Source organism: Limnobacter sp. (genome assembly GCF_043511195.1).
Lineage (GTDB): Bacteria > Pseudomonadota > Gammaproteobacteria > Burkholderiales > Burkholderiaceae_B > Limnobacter.
The window spans coordinates 2,267,330-2,291,592 of record NZ_CP121330.1 but is presented as its reverse complement, the minus strand read 5'-3'; the positions used below and the strand labels follow the sequence as shown (position 1 = coordinate 2,291,592).

The following is a 24,263-nucleotide window of genomic DNA, read 5'->3' as shown; positions in this document are numbered from 1 at the left end:
CGAATTATAAAGGATACCCAGCCCACCTGTTTTGGTTTGCAAACAGAAAAACCGGGGAATTTAAGATTTAGGTGGTCGTTTTTGACTGCTTGCGGCTTCGGCGCTCGTACCTGGCCAATTCTTTCTGTCGTTTTGTGAGTACTTTGTGTCGGGCTCGCCTGCGACGACTTTCCATGGGATCGAAGCACAGACTGTCAAGAATTTCAATGCGATCGCCTGGATGTAGAAGCATCCCCGGGGTGGCATACAAACCGTAAACGGCCACGGCTCGCTCATTTAACAGAGAAGATATACGCTCAGCGCTGAAACCGATGGCATGGAGAGCCTGTTCTACTGTGGCCTTCTCGGGCAACTCAAGTAATTTGGGTGATGCAGTAAGCACGCCTGTGTCGTTGGGGCCAAGCTCAAGCCAGTGAACCTGCATTACCCTGCCCCTGTGCTGTGAAGCGACTCGGCCCGTTTAATAAATGAATCAACAAAACTATTGGCCAGGCTAGTGAATACTGGCCCAACCAGTTGCTCCAGCATTTTGCTGGAGAATTCGTAGGCCAGCTTGAAATGCACCTTGCAGGCCTCGGGCGTAAGCTCGATGAAGTGCCACGTGCCCTCAAGGTGGGTGAATGGCCCCTCCACCAATGTCATGTGGATTTCCTGGTGTGGTGTGAGTTTGTTCATGGTGCAAAAACTTTGTTTAACACCTTTGAAGGCAATTTCCACGGTTGCTTTTTCAGTGTTGTCGCCCAAAGGCTCAACGCTTCCAGCGCCGCACCACGGCAAGAATTGGGGATAATCGGCCACCGCCCGCACCAAATCGAACATTTGTTGCGTGGAAAAATGAACCAACACGGACTTTTCTACAATGGCCATGAATGCTGAAGGGTTTGTTTCCCGCTCGGAGAAAGGATTAAACTCTCTATTTTAGCGTTTTTCACGCTGCGCCGCATCCAAAGGACGTTTTCGCCGAATTCATGAGCATTATTGATAACAAAAAAGCAGGTTTTGATTACTTCATTGAAGAGAAGTACGAGGCGGGCATTGCGTTGGAAGGCTGGGAAGTCAAATCCATTCGCGATGGCCGGGTTCAAATCAAGGAAAGCCACATTGTGGTTCGTAACGGCGAACTGTGGCTGCTGAATTGCCACATTTCACCGTTGACCAGTGCTTCGACCCACGTGAACCCCGTGAACACAAGAACACGCAAGTTGTTGATGCACAAGAAAGAAATTAATCGCTTGATTGGCAAGGTGGAGCAAAAAGGTTATTCACTGGTGCCACTGAACCTTCACTTCAAGAATGGTCGGGTGAAGGTGGACATGGCCTTGGCCAAGGGCAAAAAGCAACACGACAAGCGCGATACATTGAAAGACAAAGACTGGAAGCGCGAGCAGGAGCGGTTAATGAAGATTCACCGCACCTGATTCAACAAGCCGGGCAATTATTTGCCCTGCTTCACCACCTGCATGGCCGCTGCCACCATTGAACCCATGTTCGACAAGTCGCCGGGTAGAATCAGCGTGTTGCCTACCTTCGCGACGCCCGAGAACGCCTCAATGTACTGTTCGGCCACTTTCAAATTCACCGCTTCCATGCCGCCAGGCTCGGCCACAGCTGCTGCCACTTTGCGCAGTGCCTCTGCAGTGGCTTCGGCTATTTCCTTGATCGCACCGGCCTCACCTTGAGCGCGGTTGATGGCAGCAATTCGATCACCCTCCGAGCGGGCGATAGCAGATTCACGCTCGCCATTGGCAATGTTGATTTGCTCTTGCTTGCGGCCTTCGGAAGCGGCGATCAGGGCGCGTTTTTCACGCTCGGCCGTGATTTGCGCCTGCATTGAAAGTAAAATCTCACGTGGCGGCGTCAAGTCTTTGATTTCATAGCGAAGTACCTTGACACCCCAGTTCATGGCGGCTTCATCGAGTGCCTGAACAATCGCAGCGTTGATCATGTCCCGTTCTTCAAAGGTTTTGTCCAGTTCCATGCGACCAATAATCGAACGCAAAGTGGTTTGCGCCAATTGGGTAATCGCACTGATGTAGTCGCTGGAGCCATAGCTCGCCCGCATGGCATCTGTGACTTGAAAATACAAAATGCCATCGACCTGAAGTTGTGTGTTGTCTTTGGTAATACACACCTGGCTGGGCACATCGAGGGGAATTTCTTTCAGGGAATGCTTGTAAGAGACGCGTTCAATGAAAGGCACCAGGAAATTCAAACCCGCCTGCAAGGTGCGGTCGTACTTGCCCAAACGCTCTACAACCCATGCACTTTGCTGCGGCACAATACGCAGGGCCTGACTGACGAACACAATCGCCAGAATCAATATGACAATTGAAACTTCCATGAAAACTCTCCTTTGATTGGCAGGTCCGTGGGACCAGACCAGGCCGATTATGCGTGTGTCGATATGCTTTTGACTTTCAGGACATTGCCCTGAACATCGACAATTTGATGCAGGCCGCTTACAGGCGTTGCGTCAGTGCTCTCTGCAGCCCAGGAGGCACCACGATATTGCACATTGGTCCGCCCACCCGCATTCCAGCTGGAAATTTCAAGCTTGTTGCCGATGTCGAGTAAATCATGTTGTTTGTCTGTTTTGCTCCGCTTGACTGAGCGGTTGCGAAGTAGAAGGCTGCCAGCCACCGCAAACACGGCGGCTGTGCCAATTTGAATTTCAAGTCCGTAGCCCAGATAGGCCATCAGTGCACCGATGGCCGCACCCAAAGACACCATGAGCAAGTAAAACGTACCTGTGGTGATCTCGGCAATCAACAAAATACCCGCCAATACCAACCACAGTGAGAAATTGCTCAATGGTGTGACTCCTTTTTACTTTTTGTTGAACTTGTCCGCCAGTTTCTGCCAGGTATCTATAACCGTATCTGGGTTCAATGAAATGGATTCAATGCCCTCGCCGGCCAGCCACAAAGCAAAGTCGGGGTGATCCGAGGGCCCTTGCCCGCAAATACCCACATATTTGCCCTTGGATTTGCAAGCGTCAATGGCTTTGCTTAACAAGGCACGCACTGCCGGGTCACGTTCGTCGAAATCAGCTGCCAAAATATCCAGCCCAGAATCTCGGTCAAGCCCCAAGGTGAGTTGAGTCAGGTCGTTGGAGCCAATGGAGAATCCATCAAAGTACTCCAGGAACTGATCGGCCAACACCGCGTTGGACGGCACTTCACACATCATGACCACTTTCAGGCCGTTCTCGCCGCGCTTTAGTCCGTTGCGACCCAACAAGTCCACCACGCGGGCGGCCTGGTTCAAAGTACGCACAAACGGAATCATGATTTGAACGTTGTCCAGGCCCATTTGTTCGCGAACACGCTTCAAAGCCAGGCATTCCATTTCAAAACATTCGGCAAACTCTTCAGAAATGTAGCGCGCCGCACCCCGGAAGCCCAACATTGGGTTTTCTTCCTCGGGTTCGTACCGGCTGCCGCCGATCAATTTGCGGTATTCGTTTGACTTGAAATCGGACATCCGCACAATCACTGGCTTTGGATAAAAAGCGGCCGCAATGGTTGCAACGCCTTCAGCCAGTTTGTCGACGAAAAATGCAACCGGGCTGGCATGGCCGCGTGCCACGCTTTCAACTGCTTTTTTCAGGTCAGCATCTACATTGGGGTAGTCAAGAATGGCCTTGGGGTGAATGCCAATCGCGTTGTTGATGATGAATTCAAGGCGGGCCAAGCCAACACCTTTGTTGGGCAGTTGGCAAAACTCAAAAGCCAATTGTGGGTTGCCCACGTTCATCATGATTTTTACGGGAATTTCAGGCAGCGCACCGCGTTTCACTTCGCTGACTTCGGTTTCCAGCAAACCCTCATAAATATAACCGGTGTCGCCTTCCGAACAACTCACTGTCACCAGCATGCCTTCGGTCAGTTTCTCGGTGGCATCACCACAACCCACCACCGCTGGAATACCCAGTTCACGCGCAATAATCGCGGCGTGGCAAGTGCGGCCACCCCGGTTGGTCACAATGGCTGCGGCGCGTTTCATGACCGGTTCCCAGTTGGGATCGGTCATGTCGGTAACCAAAATATCGCCAGCCTGAACACGGTCCATCTCAGATGAATCATTGATGACGCGCACAGAGCCCGCACCAATTTTCTGACCAATTGCCCGACCCGAACTCAAAATTGCTGAATTGCCCTTGAGCTTGTAACGCAACTGTACATCGTTGTCTTTCTGGGAATTCACGGTTTCCGGACGTGCTTGCAAAATGTACAGCTTGCCGTCGATGCCGTCTTTGCCCCATTCAATGTCCATGGGGCGACCGTAATGCTTTTCGATGATCATGGCGTACTTGGCCAACTCGATTACATCGTCGTCGTTCAGTGAATAGCGGTTGCGCTGCTCAGCAGGTACATCCACGGTGCGCACACTTTTACCACTTTCCTTCAGCGCGTCAAATTCCATCTTGATCAGCTTGGAGCCAATTTGGCGACGAATAATGGGGTAGCTGCCCGCAGCCAAAGTCGGCTTGAACACATAAAACTCATCGGGGTTAACTGCGCCCTGCACCACTGTTTCGCCCAAGCCATAGCTTGAGGTAATGAAGACAACCTGATCGAAGCCGCTTTCGGTGTCCATGGTAAACATGACGCCAGAAGCAGCTTTGTCAGAGCGGACCATGCGCTGCACGCCCGCACTCAGAGCCACATCTGCGTGGGCAAAGCCCTTGTGAACACGATAGGAAATGGCACGGTCGTTGTAAAGCGATGCAAACACTTCCTTGATTTTTTCCAATACATCGTCAATGCCAGTGACGTTCAGGAAAGATTCTTGTTGGCCTGCAAAGGACGCGTCGGGCAAGTCTTCAGCAGTTGCTGAAGAACGCACAGCGACTGAAATTTCACCACTGCTTTGCGCCATCATGGTGGCGTAGGAGTCGCGAATCTCTTTTTCGAGATCGGCAGGCAACGGTGCCTCAATGACCCAATTGCGGATTTCTGCACCGGCTTGAGTCAACGCCCGAACATCTTCCACGTTCAGGGCATCGAGCTTGGCGTTGATTCGTTCAACCAGATTATTGGCTTTCAGAAACTCGCGGAAGGCATGGGCTGTTGTGGCAAAGCCACCAGGCACACGCACACCGGTTTCTGCCAATTGGGAGATCATTTCCCCCAGAGACGAGTTTTTACCGCCGACAGTTTCTACATCTTCCATTCGAAGTTTTTCGAATGGTGCAACAAGAGCTGTTGGGCTAACTCCTTGATTTGTTGACATTGATTCACCTTGTAGTTCAAAAGAAATAGTGAATGCGGCGAATTGGGTGCACACGCATCGACTATTTCCCCTGATTTCTTTTTATGATTGTAACTGTAACCCGACCTTTTGCCACCGATACATACAGGATTGATTCATGTCAGAAAATGTAAGCCAGGAACGTACGGTAGTTTTTGTGTCAGACGGCACAGGCATTACCGCAGAAACCCTTGGCCACTCGGTGTTGTCACAATTTGAAGGCATCCGGTTCAAGCAAATTCGGATCCCCTTTATTGATTCAGAAGTGAAGGCAATTTCGGCGCGGCAAAAGATCAATGACATTGCAAAATACGATGGTCAAAAGCCGATTGTTTTTAGCACCTTGGTGAACTCGGTCATTAACGACGTGGTGAAACAGGCCGATGGCGTGTTCATGGATTTGTTCCTCACCTTCGTAGAGCCTTTGGAAAAAGAGCTGGACATCAAAAGCACTCACCGCATTGGCCGTTCACACACAATTGCAGACAACGAGCAATACAAGAATCGAATTGAAGCAATCAACTACACCCTTGCGCATGACGACGGTCAAACCCACAAAGACCTGCAAGCCGCCGATGTGATATTGGTTGGGGTATCACGTTCAGGTAAAACACCCACGAGCCTGTATTTGGCCATGCAATACGGTATTAAGGCCGCGAACTACCCTTTGATACCTGAGGACTTTGAACGGGGTGAATTGCCAACTGCCCTACCCCCTTTCAAAGACAAAATTTTTGGACTCTCGATTTCACCCGAACGTTTAAGCGAAATTCGCAACGAGCGTCGACCGGGGAGGAAATACGCATCACTGGAAAATTGCAGGCAGGAAATTAAAGCGGCTGAATTCATGATGCGCCGCGAGGGCATCAGCTGGTTGAGTTCGACCAGCAAATCGATCGAAGAAATTTCAACGACAATTTTGCAGCAGTTGAATTTGGGTTCGCCGATTTATTAAGCACGCTTAAAACAAGCTTTGTTGTGGGTCAGTTTGTGCAACAGACTCGCCAATTTCTTTTTTCTTGCCGCGTGGCGCAGGCGTGCCATTGCGGTTTGGATTTCTCGAGCCGTGTTTCTCGTAAACACGTTTTGATTCCTCCGCAAAACCTTTGCGATGCCTGAATTCGGTAATGTTCGCTCGCGCTTTGGCAATTGCCGTATCCGGATCAACTATCGGCCAAGGGTAATGTTCACCCACCCTGCAGCCACATTCTTGTTGAATCAAAAGCGGCGTATTCCAGGGTTCTGCTATCCAGGGGTCAGGGATATTTTTCAGCTCAGGTATCCAGCGCCGAATAAACACACCCTTTGGATCATGGTCTTTGGCTTGCTTGACCGGGTTATAAATACGCAAGGTATTAATACCCGTGACGCCAGACTGCATTTGAAATTGCGGGTAGTGAATCCCGGGTTCGTAATCCAGGAATTCACGCGCCAACATGGGCGCAGTATGCCGCCAATCTAGCCACAACTGGTATGAAGCAAAAGCCACCAGCATGGCACGCATGCGAAAGTTGACCCAACCCGTGGCGCGTAGCATTCGCATGCATGCATCAACCATGGGAAAGCCGGTGCGTCCTTCGATCCACGCCATGGCCTTGTTGCTTTCTTCTGGCGTTAACGCTGCAAAATTACGCATGCCGTTCAAGCCGCGGTGAGCAGATCGATATTCAAGTTCGGGTTCGCTTTCCAGTTTTTGAATAAAATGACAATGCCAGTGCAATCGACTTTCAAATGATTTCAGGGACTGTCGCCACTGCGTTTGAACCTTGGGTGGCAGTGCGCTTTCAGCCAGTTGTTGGCGAGCCTGACCCAATTCCTCCAGCACTTCCCGAATGGAAATTACACCAAAAGCCAGGTAGGGAGAGATGCGCGAGCAGGCTGATTCAGCGCTTAAGGGGCTGGACATCTCGAAGCGGTAATTCATTCCTCGTTCATTTAAAAATTCATTCAGACACGCATGCGCATGTCGCCGACCTCCGCGTTGGCGCAAGGCTTTGTCGCTTAATTGTTTTGGATAAAAGTGTGCAACGTGAGCCCATTGGGGCCAAAGTGATCGGTTCAATTGCGCACAGGGCAGTCCATTTTCTTCAAGCTTTTGTTGCAGGCTTTGCGGAAACTCAAACCAGGTGGCTTGCGAAAGCCCCGAGAAAACGGGTTTGGCTAATACTGGTTTGCGCATGGTTTCGAGCCAAAGCTTGCCCCAGTCGTCGCGGTTTCCAAGCCGCCGCACTACTGCATTAGTCGGAAACTCAACCCAGGTTGTGGTGTGTTTTTTGCACCAGGATTTGATTTCTTTGTCTCGCTCAAAGCTGGCCCAGTTGCCCGTCTCTTCGTGGCTGTAAATGGTGATTTGCTCACAGCACAAAGCCAGTGTTTGCAAGGAAACCGGCGCATTGGCTTTGGCCAGCAACAAGGGCACATGCTCTGGTAAATCCTCAGCGATTTCCTGAAGGCATTCGCGTGCAAACTCAAAATGTTGGGGAGCGCTGTCGGCTTGCCGGATCAGTTTGGGCTCAAGGCAATACAATGCCACCACACAACCCTTGGTCTCGTGTGCTGCTGCAACTGCAGCATGCCAGGGGGCATGGTCGCTAAGGCGCAGGTCTTTTTTTAGCCAAACAAGGTGCAGGTGCATGCGGCAATATCCAAATACCACTGTTTAAGTGTACAGTGTATTTGATTTTACCGTCTTTGCCTGAATTGTTCAAACAAACACACGGCACTGCTGCTGCCCACGTTCAGGCTCTCAATGTATTTGCTTTGTGGAATTCGAATGTGCTCACTTGCACGATCAAGCCAGGCTTGGCTCACGCCCTGCCCTTCGCTGCCAAACACCCAAACACCTGCAGGCTTTAAATTGGCGTCAAACAGGTCGATACTTTTCGGATGAAGACTGGTAACCCTGACTGGCGTTTTTAGCGGCCCCAAAGAAAGCGCTTTCAGCAACTCCGCTTCGGAATAAAGTTGCAAGCTGAACTGTGCGCCCATGCCTGCACGCAGCACTTTGTCGCTCCATACCCAGGCGCTGTGGTCGCTCAAGGCCACTTGATTTATTCCGGCGGCCGCACAATTTCGCAACAAGGTGCCCACATTGCCCGGGTCCTGAATACCATCCAGCAATGCGATGTCGTGGTTTAAATCAATGGTGCTACTGGCATTCACGGGCTCAAAAAATATCATGGGGCCCGTTGGTGTTGCCAGCTTGCTAAGCTTGGCATACAGCGCGTCGCTTAGAACCAGGCAGCGCACTTGCCCTTCTTCCAGCACATCACTTAATGCGGACATGGTGAGCCACTCTGGCTTGTTCAACAGGCTTTGAGGAATCCACACCGATTCAATGCTGACGCCGGGCAGGTGCAACAGGGTTTGCGCAAGGTGCAAGCCTTCAGCCGCAGCCAAGCCACTATTGCGCAAGGCATGGTTCGACGACAGCAGTTTGATGGCTGCTTTCAAGCGTTCGTTTTGGGCAGACTCAATCTGCGTAAAATTGCGTTCGTAACTCATGCCTGCCTTTAAAGTGCCAAGTCTTGTTGAGCACGTTCCAATGCTTCGCGCACAGGTCTGAATGATTTTCTGTGAACCTGTGTTGCGCCATGTTCCACCAACAATGCCATATGACGGGCAGTGGGATAGCCCATGTGAACATCCAGTTCATACTGGGGATACTGAAGCGCGTGTGTTTTGCACCATTCGTCTCGAGCAACTTTTGCCAAAATGGATCCCGCTGAGATCGCTGGAATTTTTGTATCGCCCTTCACCACTGCAATGGCCCTGTAAGGCCACTTGGGCAATTTGTTGCCATCCACGACCACCAGGCATTGCTCAGGTTTCAGTTTTGCTTGTTCAAGCACCGAATCAACGGCCCGCCACATGGCCAGTAAACTGGCTTGCAGTATGTTCAGGTGATCAATTTCTTCCACAGTTGCCTGGGCCACTGCACTGGCTTGTGCTTGGTGCTTGATCGCTGCGGCCAGGTGCTCTCGTTTTTTAGCGCTTAGTGTCTTTGAACAAGCCAATCCGTCAATGATGTTGGGTTCATGTAACAAGGCAGCGCCCGCCACCACAGGGCCGCAAAGGGGGCCACGACCGGCTTCATCCACACCAATGACCAGAAGGCCGTGCTGTGCAGCGTATGCCTGAATATCAGGCCATTCATGAAGCCTAACCATGCATGACCTGCTGAATCACGCGGCTTGCAATTTCTCCTGACGACTTCAACAGGCGCTGGTGCTGTTCTGCAAACAGCGTTTGAAGTTTGTCGCGATTTGCGTCGTTGTCCAGCTGAAAAAGTGCTTTTTCAGCCAAAGCGATCGGTGTCGCATCGTCTTGCAGCAATTCAGGCACCGCAAACTCGTTCAATAAAATGTTGGGCAAACCCACGAAGGGTTGGTAGCCCTTGCCTTTCATCATTTGGTAGCTTAACCAAGGCATTTTGTAGGCAATGACCATGGGCTTGCGGTACATCATCGCCTCTAGGGTGGCGGTGCCGCTGGCCAGCATGACTGCATCAGCTGCGGCCATGCATTCATGGGATTTGCCCTCGACCAAAGCCCAGCGATCAAGCAATTGCGGCGGAACCATGCTCCTGAACATATCCAGCAATTTGCTTGCTGGTGGCATCGGAGTAACAAAGCGCAAATCGGGTTTGTGTTTCAGTAGCTCAAGGCCCGCTTGCACAAACGCCGGACCAATGTGTTTGACTTCGGCCCCCCTGCTGCCCGGTAACACAGCAAGAAGCTGCCCTTCGCTTTGTAAGCCCAACGCAGCGCGATACGCCAAAGGATCAATTTGTTGTGGCACCAATGCAGCCATGGGATGACCAATGTAAGTTGCCGATATGCCCTCTTTCGCCAAAATTTCAGGCTCAAAAGGAAATATGCACAACACATGGCTGCATGCCGCTTTTATTTTATGAATACGCTCCATGCGCCAGGCCCAAATGGATGGGCAAACCACATGCACTGTGGGCACTCCGCTTTCACGCAGGGCCAACTCAAGATTCAAATTGAAGTCGGGCGCGTCAACACCCACAAATACTTTGGGGCGATTGTGTACTGACCAATGCTGAATCAGGTTTTTGCGCATTTTCAGCAAACGGGGCAAATGACGCAACACCTCAACATAGCCGCGCACAGAAAGTTCTTCCGATCCGTGCAAAGGCTTGACACCAAGGTCCCTAAGCTTGGGACCAGCAATACCTTCCATTGCCAGTGATTGGGTTTGTATCAGGTGTTCAATCGCCAGGGCACCTATCCAGTCACCAGAAGCCTCGCCAACAGCAATGGCCAGGTCAACCGGGACGGTGGAATAAGGCGTTACCGCAGCGTTCGCCATGACTTAGCGAATAATGCCGCGGGTGGCTTCGTCGAGAAATGCCTTCATGTAGACAAGGTGCGGCTTCGCATCGTCGGGTGCGGCATTGCTCAAGGAGTCGATTGACTCCTTTGCTTCGGCAATGCTTAGACCCTGGCGATAAATTGCCTTGTAAGCCCTTTTAATGTTCAGAACCGCATCGGGTGAAAATCCCCTGCGTTTCAAGCCTTCAGAGTTTATGCCTGCCGGCGCAGCCGGGTAGCCCGCTGCCATGACAAATGGAGGTACGTCTTGCATCAACTTGGTCTGGAAAGCCGTCATGGCATGGTCGCCCACACGGATGAACTGGTGGATACCGCTCATTCCCCCCAGGATAACCCAGTCACCAATAATGACGTGACCCGCCAATTGCACGCTATTGGCAATAATGGTGTTGCTGCCAATGTGGCAGTCGTGCGCAATGTGCACATAAGCCATAATCCAATTGTCATTGGCCAGGGTGGTTTTGCCACCGTCTTGCACGGTACCGGTGTTGAAGGTGCAGTACTCCCGAACGGTGTTTCTGTCACCAATGATCAACTCGGTGGGTTCACCTTTGTATTTTTTATCTTGGGGGTCGCCGCCAATGGTGGCCGCCCCATGAAATACATTGTCTTCACCAATGGTGGTGTGGCCGCTAATTACCATGTGCGGGCCAATTTTGGTACGGGCACCAATTTTCACATTGGGTCCGATCACTGAAAACGGCCCAACTTCTACCGTGCTGTCCAGTTCTGCCTTGGGATCGACTATTGCAGATGCATGTATGGGCATTTGAAAGTGTTCCTTAAACCTCGCGGGCCGTGCACATTAAATCAGCCAGCGCGACCACATTGCCATCCACAAGCGCTTTCGCAGCGTATTTCCAGATACCGCGCGATACACGTTCCACTTGAACATCCAGCATCAGTACATCACCGGGCACAACAGGTCGCTTGAAACGACAGTTGTCGATACCCACGAAGTAATACACCAGGTTCTTGTCGGGCGCGGCTTCCATGGATTTAAACGACAACAAGCCTGCGGCCTGTGCCAACGCTTCCATGATCAACACGCCGGGCATGACCGGGTGGACCGGAAAGTGTCCCGGAAAAAATGGCTCGTTGTAACTGACGTTTTTCTGGGCCAGAATTCGTACATTCGGTTCAAGTTCAAGCACCCGATCTACGAGTACAAAAGGGTAACGGTGCGGCAAATTTTCCAAAATGCCTTTGATGTCCATAACTGGCGTATTCATAGCTTCTGAGTTCACACTTTAAAATTTGGGTTTATTGTTTTTTCAACTCGCGCACTTCATTACGCAACTTGAGTAATTGCTTGAGAGTTACTGCAGTTTTCTCCCAATCCTTGTGTTCTTGCAAGGGGAAAATTCCGGTGTAGGCACCGGGCTCCTTAATACTGCTCATGACCACAGAAGCCCCGGAGACATGAGTACCATCCGGAATATTCAAGTGACCGAACACCATGGCCGCGCCACCCACGGTGCAGCGTGCGCCAATGGCCGTGCTGCCTGCAATTCCAACGCAGCCCGCCATGGCGGAGTGTTCTCCCACCGTGACATTGTGAGCGATCTGGATTTGATTATCCAGTTTTACGCCGAAACCGATCAATGTGTCGTCGAGCGCACCCCGGTCAATGGTGGTGTTTGCCCCAATTTCAACCTGATCAGCAATAACAACCCGACCAACTTGCGGAATTTTTACCCAAGCGCCTTTTTCATTGGCAAAGCCAAAGCCGTCTGCACCGATCACCACACCTGCATGAATCACGCAGTGCGAGCCAATTACGCATTCGTCATACACGGTCACATTCGGATAAATTCGGGTGGCATCACCCACTTCAACATGGTTGCCCAAAACTACGCCAGCCTCAATTCGGCTGCCTTCTCCCACTTTGACATGGGCTCCAATCACACAATTGGCAGCAACCATCGCGCTGGGTGCAATTGTGGCGGTGGGATCTACAACAGCACGCGGATGAATACCCGCCTGAGGCTTGAACTCACTGCAGGCTACCCACCATTGTTGCAATTTGGCGTAGTACAGGTATGGGTCGTTCACCAACCAGGCCACGCTGGAAGGTGCATGAGCAGCGCTTTCTTCCAGGTATTGGCAGATTGATTCGAATTGGGATTCGCGAACAAGCACTACACCGGCTTTCGTCGAAAGCAGTTGATCGCGAAACTTGGGGTTGGCAAGAAAGCCGAGGTGGTTTCCCCCGGCTTTTTCAAGTGTCTGAATTCCAGTAAGCACAATGTCGCCAGCCACCGCCTGATCACCACCAAACGAAGCCAGTCGGCCACCGAACTGCTCAAGCAGTGTGCTGAGCTTCGTCTCAATGAAATTCATTGATGTGGTTTACTTCGCGTTGTCCAAGCTGCCGAGCACCTGGTCTGTGATGTCGATGCGCTTGTGGGCGTACACTGCTTCCTGGAAAATAATATCGTAGTTTTCCTTTTCAGCAATTTGACGAATGACTCGGTTCGCCCGCTCCACCAGCTCGCCCACCACCTGATTTTTGCGCTGAGCCAGGTCTTCTTCAAATTCACGACGCTTGCGCTGGAAATCACGGTCCATTTCGGCCAGGTCACGCTGACGACGAACCTTCTCTGCTTCAGGCAAAGTAATGGCATCTTTGTCCAGCTTGGTGGCCTCGGCCTTGACCTTGGTTGCCAGATCTTCCAGTTCTTTCTGACGCTTGGAAAAATCCCGTTCCAGTTTTTTCTGAGACTCGACTGCGAACTTGGAGTCACGCAAAATGCGTTCTGTGTTCACAAATCCGATCTTTGTCGCTGCTTGAGCGTGGGACATGGTTGGCAATACAACTGCCAGGGACAAAGCACCACCAATCAACAATTTTTTCACACTATTCAAAACCGTTCTCCAATATATATTCGAATTTAGAAGCCTGTACCAATCGTGAATTGAACACGTTGGGTTTCGTCCTGAGGCTCTTTGTTCAGCGGCACACCCAAGCTGAATTTCAAAGGCCCAACTGGGGACAACCAGGAAATACCTACACCGGTGGAGTAGCGCAGTTCGCCAAACTTGATTTTCTCATTGGTTTGGAAAACATTGCCTGCGTCCAGGAATGTGAAGGCCCGGAATGTCCGGTCTCTCGACATACCCGGTATCGGGAAGAAAAACTCGGCATTGGCAATAACGCGCTTGGCGCCGCCAATGGGTACATTGTCAGCATCACGCGGCCCCAGAGTGGAGGAGCGATAGCCACGAACCGTACCAATACCACCTGCGTACACATTGCGGAAAATCGGGTAAGGCGAACCGCCCAAGCCGAAACCACCAGTAATCTCGCCATTCAGTGCCAAGGTATAAAGCTTGCTGATCGGGAAGTAGAACTGTTCCTGGTAAGTGGTACGGATAAACTCTTGATCGCCCAGCGGCGTTGCATATTCAGCGGTCAAGCGGGTTACACGTCCACGCGTTGGCGCAATGGCCGAATCGCGAGAATCAAACGAATAGCCTGCATTGAGCAAAATTGCGTAGCTGGAATTGCCAAAATCATTCACGTAACGCTGGAAACGATCCGGGCTGAACGGACCCACTTCAAGATCGGTGCCCTCGTAACCAGCACCAAATGAAATACGCTCGAACTCACTGATTGGGTAACCAAAACGCAGACCAGCACCAGTGGTTTCAATAATGTAGTCACCCAAATTCAGTTCGCTGGGGTCTGTGCGGCGGTTGTACACCTCGAAACTGCGGGAGACGCCATCAATGGTGAAATAGGGGTCGGTTTGTGAAAACGAAATTGTGCGGTTCACCTTGCTCGTATTCAACTCAAGGCCCACTGTTTTACCGGTACCAAACAGGTTTTGCTGCTGAATTGCAGCAGAGAGCACCACACTGTCCGTACTGGAAATACCGGCACCGAGCAACAGGTTGCCGGTCGGCTTTTCTTCAACCTGCATGTTTACATCGATTTGATCTGATGTGCCTGGTACTGGTTGAGTTTCAATCTCGACATTGGAGAAATAGCCCAAACGGTCAACACGCTCTTTGGACAACTGGATCTTTCTGGAATCGTACCAAGAAGACTCAAACTGACGGAATTCACGGCGAATTACTTCATCTTTGGTGCGGGTGTTTCCACCCACATTCATGCGGCGGACATAAACCCGCTTACCCGTGTCCACTGCCATATTGATGTTGACCACACGATTTTCGCGATCAAGGTCGGGAATGACGTTGGCATTGGCAAATGCATAACCATAATTACCTAAACGGTCTTGAATGGCTTTGGAGGTATCGGTCAACAATTCGCCATTAAAGGTTTCGCCTTTCTTCATCTTGATCAGCGATCGCAGTTCGTCATCGCGACCCGTTAACTGACCGGTCAGTTCGATATCACCAAAGGTGAATTTCTCGCCTTCCTTGATGGTGATCGTGATGAAAATGTCTTGTTTGTTGGGTGCGATTTGAACCTGGGTATTCTCGATATTGAAATCGGCATAACCGCGATTCAGGTAAAAAGAACGCAGCTTTTCAATGTCACCACTGAGCTTTTGCCGTGAATACTGATCGTTTTTGCTGTACCAGGACATCCAGCCACCAGTGCTCAGCTGAAATTCCTCAAGCAGGTCTTCCTCTTCAAAATCCTTTGCACCCAGAATTTTCAGTTGTTTGATCGATGCAGACTCGCCTTCGTCAACATTGAAGGTGATGCCTACACGGTTACGTGCCAACTGATCCACTCGGGTTTGAACCTGCGCGCCATATTTGCTGCGTGAAAGGTACTGGCGCTTCAATTCCTGCTCAGCTTTGTCAAGTAGAGACTTATCGAAAATCAGCGATTCGCCGATACCCACACCTTTCAGTGCTTCCTTCAGCGTTTCCTTGTCGAATTCCTTGGTGCCATTGATTTCTACAGAGGCGATCGCTGGGCGCTCAACCACGGTAACAACCAGCACATCGCCTTTTGCAGAAATTTTGACGTCTTCAAAAAAACCGGTCGCAAAAAGTGAGCGGATGGCCTGCAAGGCCTTCTCATCGGTAAATGTGTCGCCCACGCGAATCGGCAGGTAGCTAAACACCGTGCCCGCTTCAGTGCGACGCAATCCTTCCACCTCGATGTCTTTCACCACAAATTGGGTTGCCTGGGCGTGTACAACGCCCACCGACAATGCACAGGTGGCCACGACTGGGTAAACCAAGCGCGCTGGAAACAGAGTACTTCTTATTGTCATTCAGATCGTTCCTACCAGCCCCGTCAGGCTGGAACCAATATATGAAGGCCTTTAGAAAATTAGCCTTTGAATATCATTAAAAAAAGCAACACTGGTCAATATGCCAATCAGCAAAATACCCAGTTTTTGGCCTCGAATTTGCCACACTTCATCAACCGGCTTGCCTCTGACGATTTCGGCCAAATAATACATCAAGTGCCCACCATCCAAGAGAGGGATCGGCAAAAGATTCAAAATGCCTAGGCTAACAGAAACCATGGCCAGAAAACCGAAAAAAGGAAGAATCCCGAGGCTCGATGATTCGCCTGCGGCCGAAGCAATGGACACTGGTCCACTAAGGTGGTTCCAGGACAAATCGCCCGTGACCATTTTACCCAACGCGGCCAGCGAAAATACGCTGACTTCGATCATACGACCAGTGCCTTCAACAATCGATTCAAACGGATTCAAGGGATTGCTGACAATGATTGATTCGCCGCCTATGGACAAGCCCAGACGTCCAATCGTTTCCCCGTTTTCCAATTGTGTTTTTTCAGGTACGGCCAATAAACTGATGTCTTGCTCGTTGCGACGAACAAGCACCGTGGATTTTGATGCGGGGCGCTCTTTGATCAGGGTGGTAAATTGGGCCGAGGTTTCAACCGGGATGCCATCTACGCTTAACAATTGATCGTTCGGCAGAAAGCCAGCCTTTGCTGCAGCACTGCCCTCGCCCACAGCCCTGACCAGCACGCTTTTTTCGATGGGGGAAAAACCCAGTTCGCGTGTTAAAGAAGGACCCAACTCCGCATTGATTGCCGATGACTTGACCGGCTCCAGAAATACTTCATTTCCTCCACGATCAACCTTGATTGACAGATCGTCGCGGAAAAGGCGCGCTTTGATCAAGGCCCAGGAGACTTCGTTCCAGTTTTTGGTTCTATCGCCGTTGACTTCCGTGATTTCATCGCCGCCCATCAAGCCAGTACTGGCCGCGATCGAGTTCGGTGTGGGCTCGGAAACCTGAGTGGCCAGGCCCATTGGCTGCATGTAAGCCAAAAAGCCATAAATCAACGCGGCAAGAATCAGGTTGGCCAAGGGGCCCGCCAACACAACCGCGATGCGCTGACCCACGGGTTTGCGGTTAAAAGCCTCTGAGAGCTCAATATCGTGACCTTTCAGGCTGTCCGGGTCACGCTCATCGAGCATACGAACATATCCGCCCAAGGGAATCCACGAAATTGTCCATTCCACCTTGGTTTTCTGGTTGATCCACCGAAAAATGGGCTTGCCAAAACCCACGGAAAAGCGAATCACGCGCACGCCATAGTAGCGGGCCACTGCGTAGTGGCCGTACTCGTGAATAAAAACCAGAATGCCCAAGGCAAGCAGGAACGAAACAATTGAATTCAGCATTTAAATCCTGTGTTTAAAACTTTCCAGCGCATTCGGTTGCGAAAGCTCGCACTTCGCTGTCCAATGCAAAGGCATCGTCCAGATTGCCAACCGAGGCAGATGCGAAACGGGCAATACACATTTGCGTCAGCTTCACAATGTCCATATAAGCAATCTTTTCATTCAAAAACAAGTCCACAGCCATCTCGTTGGCGGCATTGAAAACGGGCGCCATGGTGTCGGGTTTCTCCAGTACCTCGAAAGCCAATTTCAGCATCGGAAAGCGACTTAAATCGGGTTCTTCGAAATCCAGTCTGCCCAAGGCGGCCAAATTCAAACGTGGCGATCCGGATTCAATTCGGTCGGGCAAGCCCAATACGTGGGCGATCGGTGTTCGCATGTCTGGGCAACCCAGTTGCGCCAACATACTGCCATCTTTGTATTCCACCAAAGAATGGACAATCGATTGCGGGTGAACCACCACGGACAGCTGACTGGCAGGCAAACCGAACAGCCACAATGCTTCGATCAGCTCCAAACCCTTGTTGGCCATTGTGGCGCTGTCCACTGAGATTTTCCGACCCATCACCCAATTCGGATGCGCAATCGCTTGGGCAGGCGTGACCTCGGAAAGTTCCGCGAGGCTTTTGTTTCGGAATGGTCCGCCCGAGGCCGTCAAAACCAGCCGTTCAATACCAAACTCGCTTGCTTTACTTATATCGTAGTTCGATGGAAGGCACTGATAAATCGCATTGTGCTCTGAGTCGACAGGTAAAATTGTGGCGCCCGATCGCAAACAGGCCTGAATCATGAACTGCCCGGCAAGAACAAGGGATTCCTTGTTCGCCAACAGCACCCTTTTCGCGGCCTGCAAAGCGCTGAGTGTGGGCTTAAGGCCTGCAGAGCCCACGATGGCAGCCACAACAATGTCAACTTGATCGCTTTGGCACAAAGACTCAAGATCGCCGTGCCCGCCAATTTCGGGAACGTAGCCCAGTTGATCGCGAAGTTTGTTACTGAAGCCCAGGGCATGCCAACTGTTCAATGCTTCAGGATCAGAAATGATCAATGCCTTGGGCTTGTGCACACACGCCTGGGCATACAGCAGTTCAATGTTTTTACCTGCCGCCAGGCCGTGCACCTGGAAACGGTTCGGGTGCCTGGCAACCACATCCAGTGTGTTGACACCAATGGTTCCCGTTGCACCCAAGATAAGTAGTTTTTGCACGTTCATTGTCAAATTCAAACCACGATTGCACTAACCAGCAAAATTGCAAGAGGCAGCACAGGCAGCTGCGCATCAATTCTGTCCAGAACGCCACCGTGGCCTGGCAGCAGCTGACTGCTGTCCTTCAGCCCTGCCCTGCGCTTCAGCATGGATTCAAACAGATCGCCCACCACACTGTAGGCACTGAGCACCACTAGCCAGAATGTGAATACAAAGGGGTGCCAACGTTCAAAGGCCATTACTTGCCAAGTGTTTTTCAGCTCGGGATAGGTACCAGAGAGTACAACCACCAGCCAACTCAGCAAGACCACACTGAATGCACCACCAATTGCACCCTCCCAGCTTTTACCGGGAGAAATACGGGGAGCCAGCTTGCGTTTGCCCAGGGCTTTGCCAAAGAAATACGCAAAAATATCCGCCGCAAAGCAAATTGCAATAGTGCTTAATAAAAAGACAATGCCGTAGGTTTTGGTAATAATCAAGGCCAAACCCGCAGCGGCGATAAGAACAAAGCCAGCGAAGCCGTACAGGCTTTTGTTGACCAACACGCCGACGGACACATTTCGAAGGCACCATGGGGCGAAAGCCACCCAAAAAACGCTGGCCAAGGCAAGCAACGGAAGAGCTTGAGTTTGGAGATTAATTACACGTTCAGCAGCAACGCAAAGGGCACCGCCCAACACTGCATATGCAATTGCCTGTCGGGGCTTGAACAGACCCAGCCTTGCCCACTCCCAGAAGGCACCCACAAGCACTGCCAATACAAATAAATTCCAGCCGACCACGCCGCCATACAACAGAACAACTAGCAACACGATCAGCAGGATCACAGCTGTGATCACACGCGTTCTAAGCATGATATGTCTCGATTGAGAACCGAATCACTGGGCAGATTGCCGAACATTGACCACTGGGGGTTGAATCTGCTCGGAGGTTCGACCAAAGCGTCTTTCTCTGTTGTTATAGGAATCAATGGCCTCAAGCATCATGGGCTTGCCGAAATCAGGCCAAAACTTGTCTGTGAAATAGAACTCAGTGTACGCCAACTGCCACAACAGGAAATTGGACACCCTTTGCTCGCCGCCGGTGCGAATGAAAAGGTCTGGCTCAGGGCTGCCTTGAAGGCACAAATGCTTCGACAGATCCGTTTCAGATATTTGCTCGGGATTGCTGGCCAACTCAGGATTGTTTTTCAACATTTTTTTGGTGGCCTGGAGAATATCCCAACGCCCACCGTAATTGGCAGCAATATTCAAGAACAGCCGAGTGTTGTCTTTGGTGAGCTCTTGGGCTGATGCAATCGCAGCTTGAAGCTCAGGTTCAAACGCTGTGGTGTCGCCAATAACCCTCAGGCAAATGTTTTCCCGATGCATGGACTCAACGTCTTTGCGAAGCACCCGAATGAACAGACGCATCAATAAACTGACTTCCTCGGGGGGGCGACGCCAGTTCTCGGAGGAAAAAGCAAACAGGGTGAGATGCTCAACGCCCAACTCACAGCAGGCTTGAACAGTGCGCTTGACTGCATCTACACCACGTTTGTGCCCGGCGAACCGGGGCATCATTCGCTGTTTAGCCCAACGGCCGTTTCCATCCATCACGATTGCAACGTGCTTTGGAATGTTGGATGTGGAAGGTACATCCAGGGTTGAGCTGGTGTAGACGGTCATGGATGACTTTAAACCGTCATGATTTCGGCTTCTTTGGACTGCAAAACCTGATCGACTTCAGACACAAACTTGTCGGTCAATTTTTGAACATCAGCCTGTGCGCTGCGCTCATCGTCCTCGGAAATTTCTTTGTCGTTGACCAAGCGCTTTAGCGCTTCGTTGGCATCGCGACGCAGGTTGCGAATGGCCACCTTGGTTTGCTCGCCCTCACCCTTGATGAACTTGGTCAGTTCCTTGCGGCGCTCCTCGGTCAGCGCTGGCATTGGAACACGAATGGTTTCACCCATCGACGCTGGGTTCAAGCCGAGGTCTGATTCACGAATGGCTTTTTCCACGGCGTTGGCCATGTTTTTTTCCCACGGCTGAACCACAATGGTGCGCGCGTCGGCAAGACTCATGTTTGCCACTTGTGAAATTGGTACCATGGAACCATAGTAATCAACTTGCACATGGTCCAAAATGCCGGTGTGTGCGCGGCCAGTGCGGACTTTCTGCAAGTCTGTCTTCAGGGATTCGATGGATTTAACCATCTTTTCTTCGGTTGTGCTTCGAATGTTTGCAACGCTCATGATTGGATTCTCACTGCCTCAGTCGATTGATTCGTCAATTATTACATGTGCACCAAGGTGCCCTCGTTTTCACCAGCAACGGCTCGGTGCAGCGCACCCGGCTTGTTGATGGAAAACACCCGAATTGGAAGCTTTTGATCGCGACACAGGGCAAACGCCGTCGCATCCATGACCTCGAGGTTTTTGGAAATTGCTTCGTTGAATGAAATTCTTTCGTACCGGGTTGCGGTTGGGTCTTTGTTGGGATCAGCAGTATAGATGCCGTCCACTTTCGTGGCTTTTAGCACCACTTCCGCACCAATTTCAGAACCGCGCAATGCCGCAGCGGTGTCGGTTGTAAAGAAAGGGTTGCCTGTACCCGCAGCAAAGATGACAACTTTGCCTTCTTCAAGGTAACGAATGGCCTTGGGGCGAATGTAAGGCTCAACCACTTGCTCAATGTTCAAGGCGGATTGAACCCGTGCTTCAACCCCGGCACGACGAAATGCGTCTTGCAGGGCCAGTGCGTTCATCACTGTGGCCATCATGCCCATGTAGTCTGCAGTGGCTCTGTCCATGCCGGCCGCGCCAGGCGCGATACCCCGGAAAATGTTGCCACCACCGATAACAACTGCCAACTCCACACCAGATGCGGAGACCTCCGCAACCTCAGCAACCATTCTTTCTATGGTTTGACGATTGATGCCGTAGGAGTCTTCACCCATCAGGGCTTCGCCTGATAATTTGAGTAACACACGTTTGTATGCTGACATTCAAGCCTCTTGTTGGATCATTGTCAGGATTCTATAACGTAAAGCACAGAACTTCGTAGACGTACAAATAAAAAGGGGCTTCCCGTGTCGAGAAACCCCTCTTCAAATAAAGGAATTAACGTCCTGCGGCGGCGGCTGCTGCTTGAGCGGCAACTTCAGCGGCGAAATCGTTCACCTTCTTTTCAAAGCCTTCACCAACGATGAACAGGTCGAAGCCGTTAACTTCGCTGCCCTTGCTCTTGAGCATGGCTTCAACGGTAAGTTTGTCGTCTTTCACGAAAGGCTGAGACAACAGAGCGACTTCCTTCAAGAACTTCTTGATCGAACCCTCAACCATTTTTTCGGCGATGTCGGCTGGCTTTCCAGACTCTTCCGCCTTGGCTTTTGCTACTGAGCGTTCACGATCAATGTCTTCTTGTGGAACACCGCTTTCGTGCAAAGCCTTGGGTTTGGTCGCCGCAATGTGCAATGCAACGTCTTTACCCACGTTCTCGTCAGACCCAGTGTAGTCCACCAGTACGCCAATTTTGCCACCGTGAATGTAAGAGCTCAGGTTGCCTTTGGCTTCTACACGATTGAAGCGACGAACAGACATGTTTTCACCGATCTTGCCGATCAGGGCTGCACGCACGGTTTCAACTGTGCCTTCGCCCAGTGGCAATGCTGACAACGCTTCAACATTTGCAGGGTTGTGGTCGGCAATCAGCTTGGCCACATTGGCTACAAAGGCAAGGAAATCGTCGTTTTTGGCAACAAAGTCGGTTTCACAGTTTACTTCTACAATTGTTCCCAACTTGCTGGAATCATTGATATAAATACCAACAAGACCTTCAGTGGTTGCGCGAGCAGCGGCTTTGCTGGCCTTGCTGCCCAATTTCACACGCAAAATTTCCTCAGCCTTGTCCATGTCGCCAGCGGCTTCGGTCAGGGCTTTCTTGCATTCCATCATGGGCGCGTCTGTTTTCTCGCGCAGTACTTTAACCATTGCTGCTGTAATTTCAGCCATTGATTTTCTCCTAAAGTCGGATTCTGAATTAGATAAAAAAAAGGGGCGACTGGTCGCCCCATCGGAAGACAAAGGCTTGATTAGCCTTCAGCTCCCTCTTCAGACACTTCAACGAAGTCGTCGCCGCCTTTGATGGCTTCAACCACATCGTTTACAGCCTGGTCGCGGCCAGCCAATACGGCATCGGCTACGGAACGGGCGTACAAACGAATGGCGCGGGCGGAGTCATCGTTACCAGGAACAATGTAGCTAACACCTGCGGGCGAGTGGTTCGTATCCACGATACCAACAACTGGAATGCCCAGCTTTTCGGCTTCGGTGATGGCAATTTTGTGGTAACCCACGTCGCACACGAAAATTGCATCAGGCAATGTTGGCATGTCTTTGATGCCACCAATTGACTGGTTCAGTTTTTCGAGTTCACGGGCGAACATCAAGGCTTCTTTCTTGGACATGCGCTCAGTACCGCCGTCGGCGATGATTGCTTCCATGTCTTTCAGACGCTTGATGGATGTTTTTACCGTTTTGAAGTTGGTCAGCATGCCGCCCAACCAGCGCTGGTCAACGAAGGGCATGCCGCAGCGTGCTGCTTCTTCAGCGATAATTTCTTTGGCTTGGCGCTTTGTGCAAACAAACAGGATATTGCCGCGGTTTGCTGACAGTCGCTTCACGAATTTCAGCGCGTCGTCGAGCATTACGACGGTTTTTTCCAGATTGATAATGTGGATTTTGTTACGATGGCCGTAGATGAAAGGGGCCATTTTTGGGTTCCAGAAGCGTGTTTGGTGGCCAAAGTGGCAACCAGCTTCCAGCATTTCGCGCATTGATGCTGCCATGAATTTCTCCAGTATAGACAGGGTTGAATGGGTTTGTACTGGGCTAGCATCGGGTTAATAAACCAACAAAAACTAGCACCCTGTCGCACAAACCATTAAATTTACTCTTAAGCGCCAACTAACTAAGCCAGTTAGCCGTAGCGCCAGAGCAGCCAAAGATTATACTCGGTTAAAATACGTTAGCTCAAGCAGGAATTAAACAAAACCATGGATATTGTGATTAAAAATGAGCACGACATTGAAAAAATGCGTGTTGCCGGCCGTTTGGCCTCGGAAGTTCTGGATTTTATCGGCCCGCACGTGGTTGCAGGCATTACCACCGATGAACTCGATAAGCTTTGCCACGACTACATGGTGAATGTGCAGGGCACCATTCCAGCCCCTTTGAATTATGCCCCACCGGGTTACACGCCCTACCCCAAGTCAATTTGTACTTCGGTCAACCACCAAATTTGTCATGGTGTGCCCGGCCCCAAGAAATTGAAGAACGGTGACATTATCAATATTGATATTACGGTCATCAAAGAGGGTTATCACGGCGACACAAGCCGCATGTTCATTGTGGGTGAGGGCTCGCTGGCCGCGCGAAGACTCTGTGAAATTACGTTTGAAGCCATGTGGATTGGCATTGAGCAGGTAAAACCCGGGGCCACACTGGGCGATGTGGGTGCTGCGATTCAGAAATTCGCTGAAGGCTTTGGCTACTCGGTGGTTCGTGAGTTTTGTGGTCACGGAATTGGCACCAAGTTTCATGAAGAACCGCAAGTGTTGCACTATGGCAAACCTGGAACTGGTGTGAAATTGCTGGAAGGCATGATTTTCACCATCGAACCCATGCTGAATGCGGGTCGCAGGGAAATCAAGGAAATGCCGGATGGCTGGACAATTGTGACCAAAGACCACAGTCTGTCGGCTCAGTGGGAGCACACGGTTTTGGTCACCGCCGATGGTTACGAAATCTTGACTCAGTCAACAGGAACACCAGCGAATCCTCGCTTGAAAACACAGGCAGCCTGA

At 51.0% G+C, this 24,263-nt stretch carries 24 protein-coding genes and 1 pseudogene; 3 read left to right on the top strand and 22 right to left on the bottom strand.

Going from position 1 to position 24,263, the window contains the following annotated elements:
* Positions 1–67: 67 nt before the first annotated feature.
* Both P0D43_RS10875 and P0D43_RS10870 read right to left on the bottom strand, forming a co-directional pair.
* Positions 68–424 (bottom strand): RnfH family protein, encoded by a 357-nt coding sequence (locus tag P0D43_RS10875; protein WP_341236357.1) that lies wholly within the window; start codon positions 422–424, stop codon positions 68–70.
* Positions 424–867 carry a type II toxin-antitoxin system RatA family toxin gene (locus P0D43_RS10870; RefSeq protein ID WP_159570283.1) on the bottom strand — a complete coding sequence of 148 codons (444 nt, stop codon included), beginning with the start codon at positions 865–867 and terminating at the stop codon, positions 424–426. The genes P0D43_RS10875 and P0D43_RS10870 overlap by 1 nt, the downstream gene beginning before the upstream one ends.
* A gap of 101 nt (positions 868–968) precedes the next feature.
* On the opposite strand from P0D43_RS10870, the gene smpB reads away from it, so the two are divergent.
* Positions 969–1,418 carry an SsrA-binding protein SmpB gene (gene smpB / locus P0D43_RS10865; protein ID WP_159570280.1) on the top strand — a complete coding sequence of 150 codons (450 nt, stop codon included), beginning with the start codon at positions 969–971 and terminating at the stop codon, positions 1,416–1,418.
* A 17-nt stretch (positions 1,419–1,435) separates the two neighbouring features.
* Here the strand turns inward: smpB and P0D43_RS10860 are convergent, their stop codons facing one another.
* Genes P0D43_RS10860 through ppsA form a run of 3 tightly spaced genes read right to left on the bottom strand, consistent with a single transcriptional unit; the run spans position 1,436 to position 5,235 of the window.
* A complete protein-coding gene (locus P0D43_RS10860) occupies positions 1,436–2,341 on the bottom strand; it encodes an SPFH domain-containing protein (protein ID WP_138517843.1) in 906 nt (301 codons plus the stop codon).
* A 47-nt stretch (positions 2,342–2,388) separates the two neighbouring features.
* Positions 2,389–2,811 (bottom strand): NfeD family protein, encoded by a 423-nt coding sequence (locus P0D43_RS10855; RefSeq protein WP_159570277.1) that lies wholly within the window; start codon positions 2,809–2,811, stop codon positions 2,389–2,391.
* Between the two features lie 15 nt (positions 2,812–2,826).
* Positions 2,827–5,235: a phosphoenolpyruvate synthase gene (ppsA, locus tag P0D43_RS10850; protein WP_341236358.1), complete on the bottom strand. Its 2,409-nt coding sequence runs from the start codon at positions 5,233–5,235 to the stop codon at positions 2,827–2,829.
* A gap of 136 nt (positions 5,236–5,371) precedes the next feature.
* Here ppsA and P0D43_RS10845 point away from each other — a divergent pair, with 136 nt between their 5' ends.
* Positions 5,372–6,208, top strand: coding sequence for a pyruvate, water dikinase regulatory protein (locus P0D43_RS10845; RefSeq protein WP_394672411.1), 837 nt, complete (start codon positions 5,372–5,374; stop codon positions 6,206–6,208).
* A 6-nt stretch (positions 6,209–6,214) separates the two neighbouring features.
* Here the strand turns inward: P0D43_RS10845 and P0D43_RS10840 are convergent, their stop codons facing one another.
* From P0D43_RS10840 to rpsB, 17 genes are all read right to left on the bottom strand, one after another.
* Positions 6,215–7,888, bottom strand: a complete 1,674-nt coding sequence (locus P0D43_RS10840; protein ID WP_394672410.1) for a deoxyribodipyrimidine photo-lyase/cryptochrome family protein — start codon at positions 7,886–7,888, stop codon at positions 6,215–6,217.
* A 47-nt stretch (positions 7,889–7,935) separates the two neighbouring features.
* Positions 7,936–8,757, bottom strand: a complete 822-nt coding sequence (locus P0D43_RS10835) for a TrmH family RNA methyltransferase (RefSeq protein WP_394672409.1) — start codon at positions 8,755–8,757, stop codon at positions 7,936–7,938.
* 8 nt (positions 8,758–8,765) lie between these two features.
* A complete protein-coding gene (locus P0D43_RS10830; protein ID WP_394672408.1) occupies positions 8,766–9,422 on the bottom strand; it encodes a ribonuclease HII in 657 nt (218 codons plus the stop codon).
* A complete protein-coding gene (gene lpxB, locus P0D43_RS10825) occupies positions 9,415–10,587 on the bottom strand; it encodes a lipid-A-disaccharide synthase (RefSeq protein ID WP_394672407.1) in 1,173 nt (390 codons plus the stop codon). The genes P0D43_RS10830 and lpxB overlap by 8 nt, the downstream gene beginning before the upstream one ends.
* Positions 10,588–10,590: 3 nt before the next feature.
* Positions 10,591–11,379, bottom strand: coding sequence for an acyl-ACP--UDP-N-acetylglucosamine O-acyltransferase (lpxA, locus tag P0D43_RS10820; RefSeq protein WP_159570261.1), 789 nt, complete (start codon positions 11,377–11,379; stop codon positions 10,591–10,593).
* 13 nt (positions 11,380–11,392) lie between these two features.
* A complete protein-coding gene (gene fabZ, locus P0D43_RS10815; protein ID WP_236550863.1) occupies positions 11,393–11,842 on the bottom strand; it encodes a 3-hydroxyacyl-ACP dehydratase FabZ in 450 nt (149 codons plus the stop codon).
* Positions 11,843–11,873: 31 nt separating this feature from the next.
* Positions 11,874–12,953, bottom strand: coding sequence for a UDP-3-O-(3-hydroxymyristoyl)glucosamine N-acyltransferase (gene lpxD, locus P0D43_RS10810; RefSeq protein WP_394672406.1), 1,080 nt, complete (start codon positions 12,951–12,953; stop codon positions 11,874–11,876).
* 9 nt (positions 12,954–12,962) lie between these two features.
* A complete protein-coding gene (locus tag P0D43_RS10805; RefSeq protein ID WP_341236432.1) occupies positions 12,963–13,469 on the bottom strand; it encodes an OmpH family outer membrane protein in 507 nt (168 codons plus the stop codon).
* Positions 13,470–13,504: 35 nt separating this feature from the next.
* Positions 13,505–15,811, bottom strand: a complete 2,307-nt coding sequence (gene bamA, locus P0D43_RS10800) for an outer membrane protein assembly factor BamA (RefSeq protein WP_394672405.1) — start codon at positions 15,809–15,811, stop codon at positions 13,505–13,507.
* A gap of 51 nt (positions 15,812–15,862) precedes the next feature.
* Positions 15,863–17,206: an RIP metalloprotease RseP gene (gene rseP / locus P0D43_RS10795; protein ID WP_159570253.1), complete on the bottom strand. Its 1,344-nt coding sequence runs from the start codon at positions 17,204–17,206 to the stop codon at positions 15,863–15,865.
* A 13-nt stretch (positions 17,207–17,219) separates the two neighbouring features.
* A complete protein-coding gene (gene dxr / locus P0D43_RS10790; protein WP_394672404.1) occupies positions 17,220–18,419 on the bottom strand; it encodes a 1-deoxy-D-xylulose-5-phosphate reductoisomerase in 1,200 nt (399 codons plus the stop codon).
* A gap of 8 nt (positions 18,420–18,427) precedes the next feature.
* Positions 18,428–19,270, bottom strand: a complete 843-nt coding sequence (locus P0D43_RS10785) for a phosphatidate cytidylyltransferase (protein ID WP_394672403.1) — start codon at positions 19,268–19,270, stop codon at positions 18,428–18,430.
* A 24-nt stretch (positions 19,271–19,294) separates the two neighbouring features.
* Positions 19,295–20,083, bottom strand: a complete 789-nt coding sequence (locus tag P0D43_RS10780) for an isoprenyl transferase (protein ID WP_159570249.1) — start codon at positions 20,081–20,083, stop codon at positions 19,295–19,297.
* 8 nt (positions 20,084–20,091) lie between these two features.
* Positions 20,092–20,652, bottom strand: coding sequence for a ribosome recycling factor (gene frr / locus P0D43_RS10775; RefSeq protein ID WP_394672402.1), 561 nt, complete (start codon positions 20,650–20,652; stop codon positions 20,092–20,094).
* A 41-nt stretch (positions 20,653–20,693) separates the two neighbouring features.
* Complete coding sequence (gene pyrH / locus P0D43_RS10770; protein ID WP_008252555.1) at positions 20,694–21,404, bottom strand: UMP kinase; 711 nt, start codon at positions 21,402–21,404, stop codon at positions 20,694–20,696.
* A 115-nt stretch (positions 21,405–21,519) separates the two neighbouring features.
* A complete protein-coding gene (gene tsf, locus P0D43_RS10765; protein WP_159570247.1) occupies positions 21,520–22,410 on the bottom strand; it encodes a translation elongation factor Ts in 891 nt (296 codons plus the stop codon).
* Between the two features lie 80 nt (positions 22,411–22,490).
* Positions 22,491–23,246: a 30S ribosomal protein S2 gene (gene rpsB / locus P0D43_RS10760; protein WP_159570246.1), complete on the bottom strand. Its 756-nt coding sequence runs from the start codon at positions 23,244–23,246 to the stop codon at positions 22,491–22,493.
* Between the two features lie 195 nt (positions 23,247–23,441).
* Between rpsB and map the strand changes: the two are divergent.
* Positions 23,442–24,263, top strand: a pseudogene (gene map, locus P0D43_RS10755) (type I methionyl aminopeptidase); the annotation flags it as partial.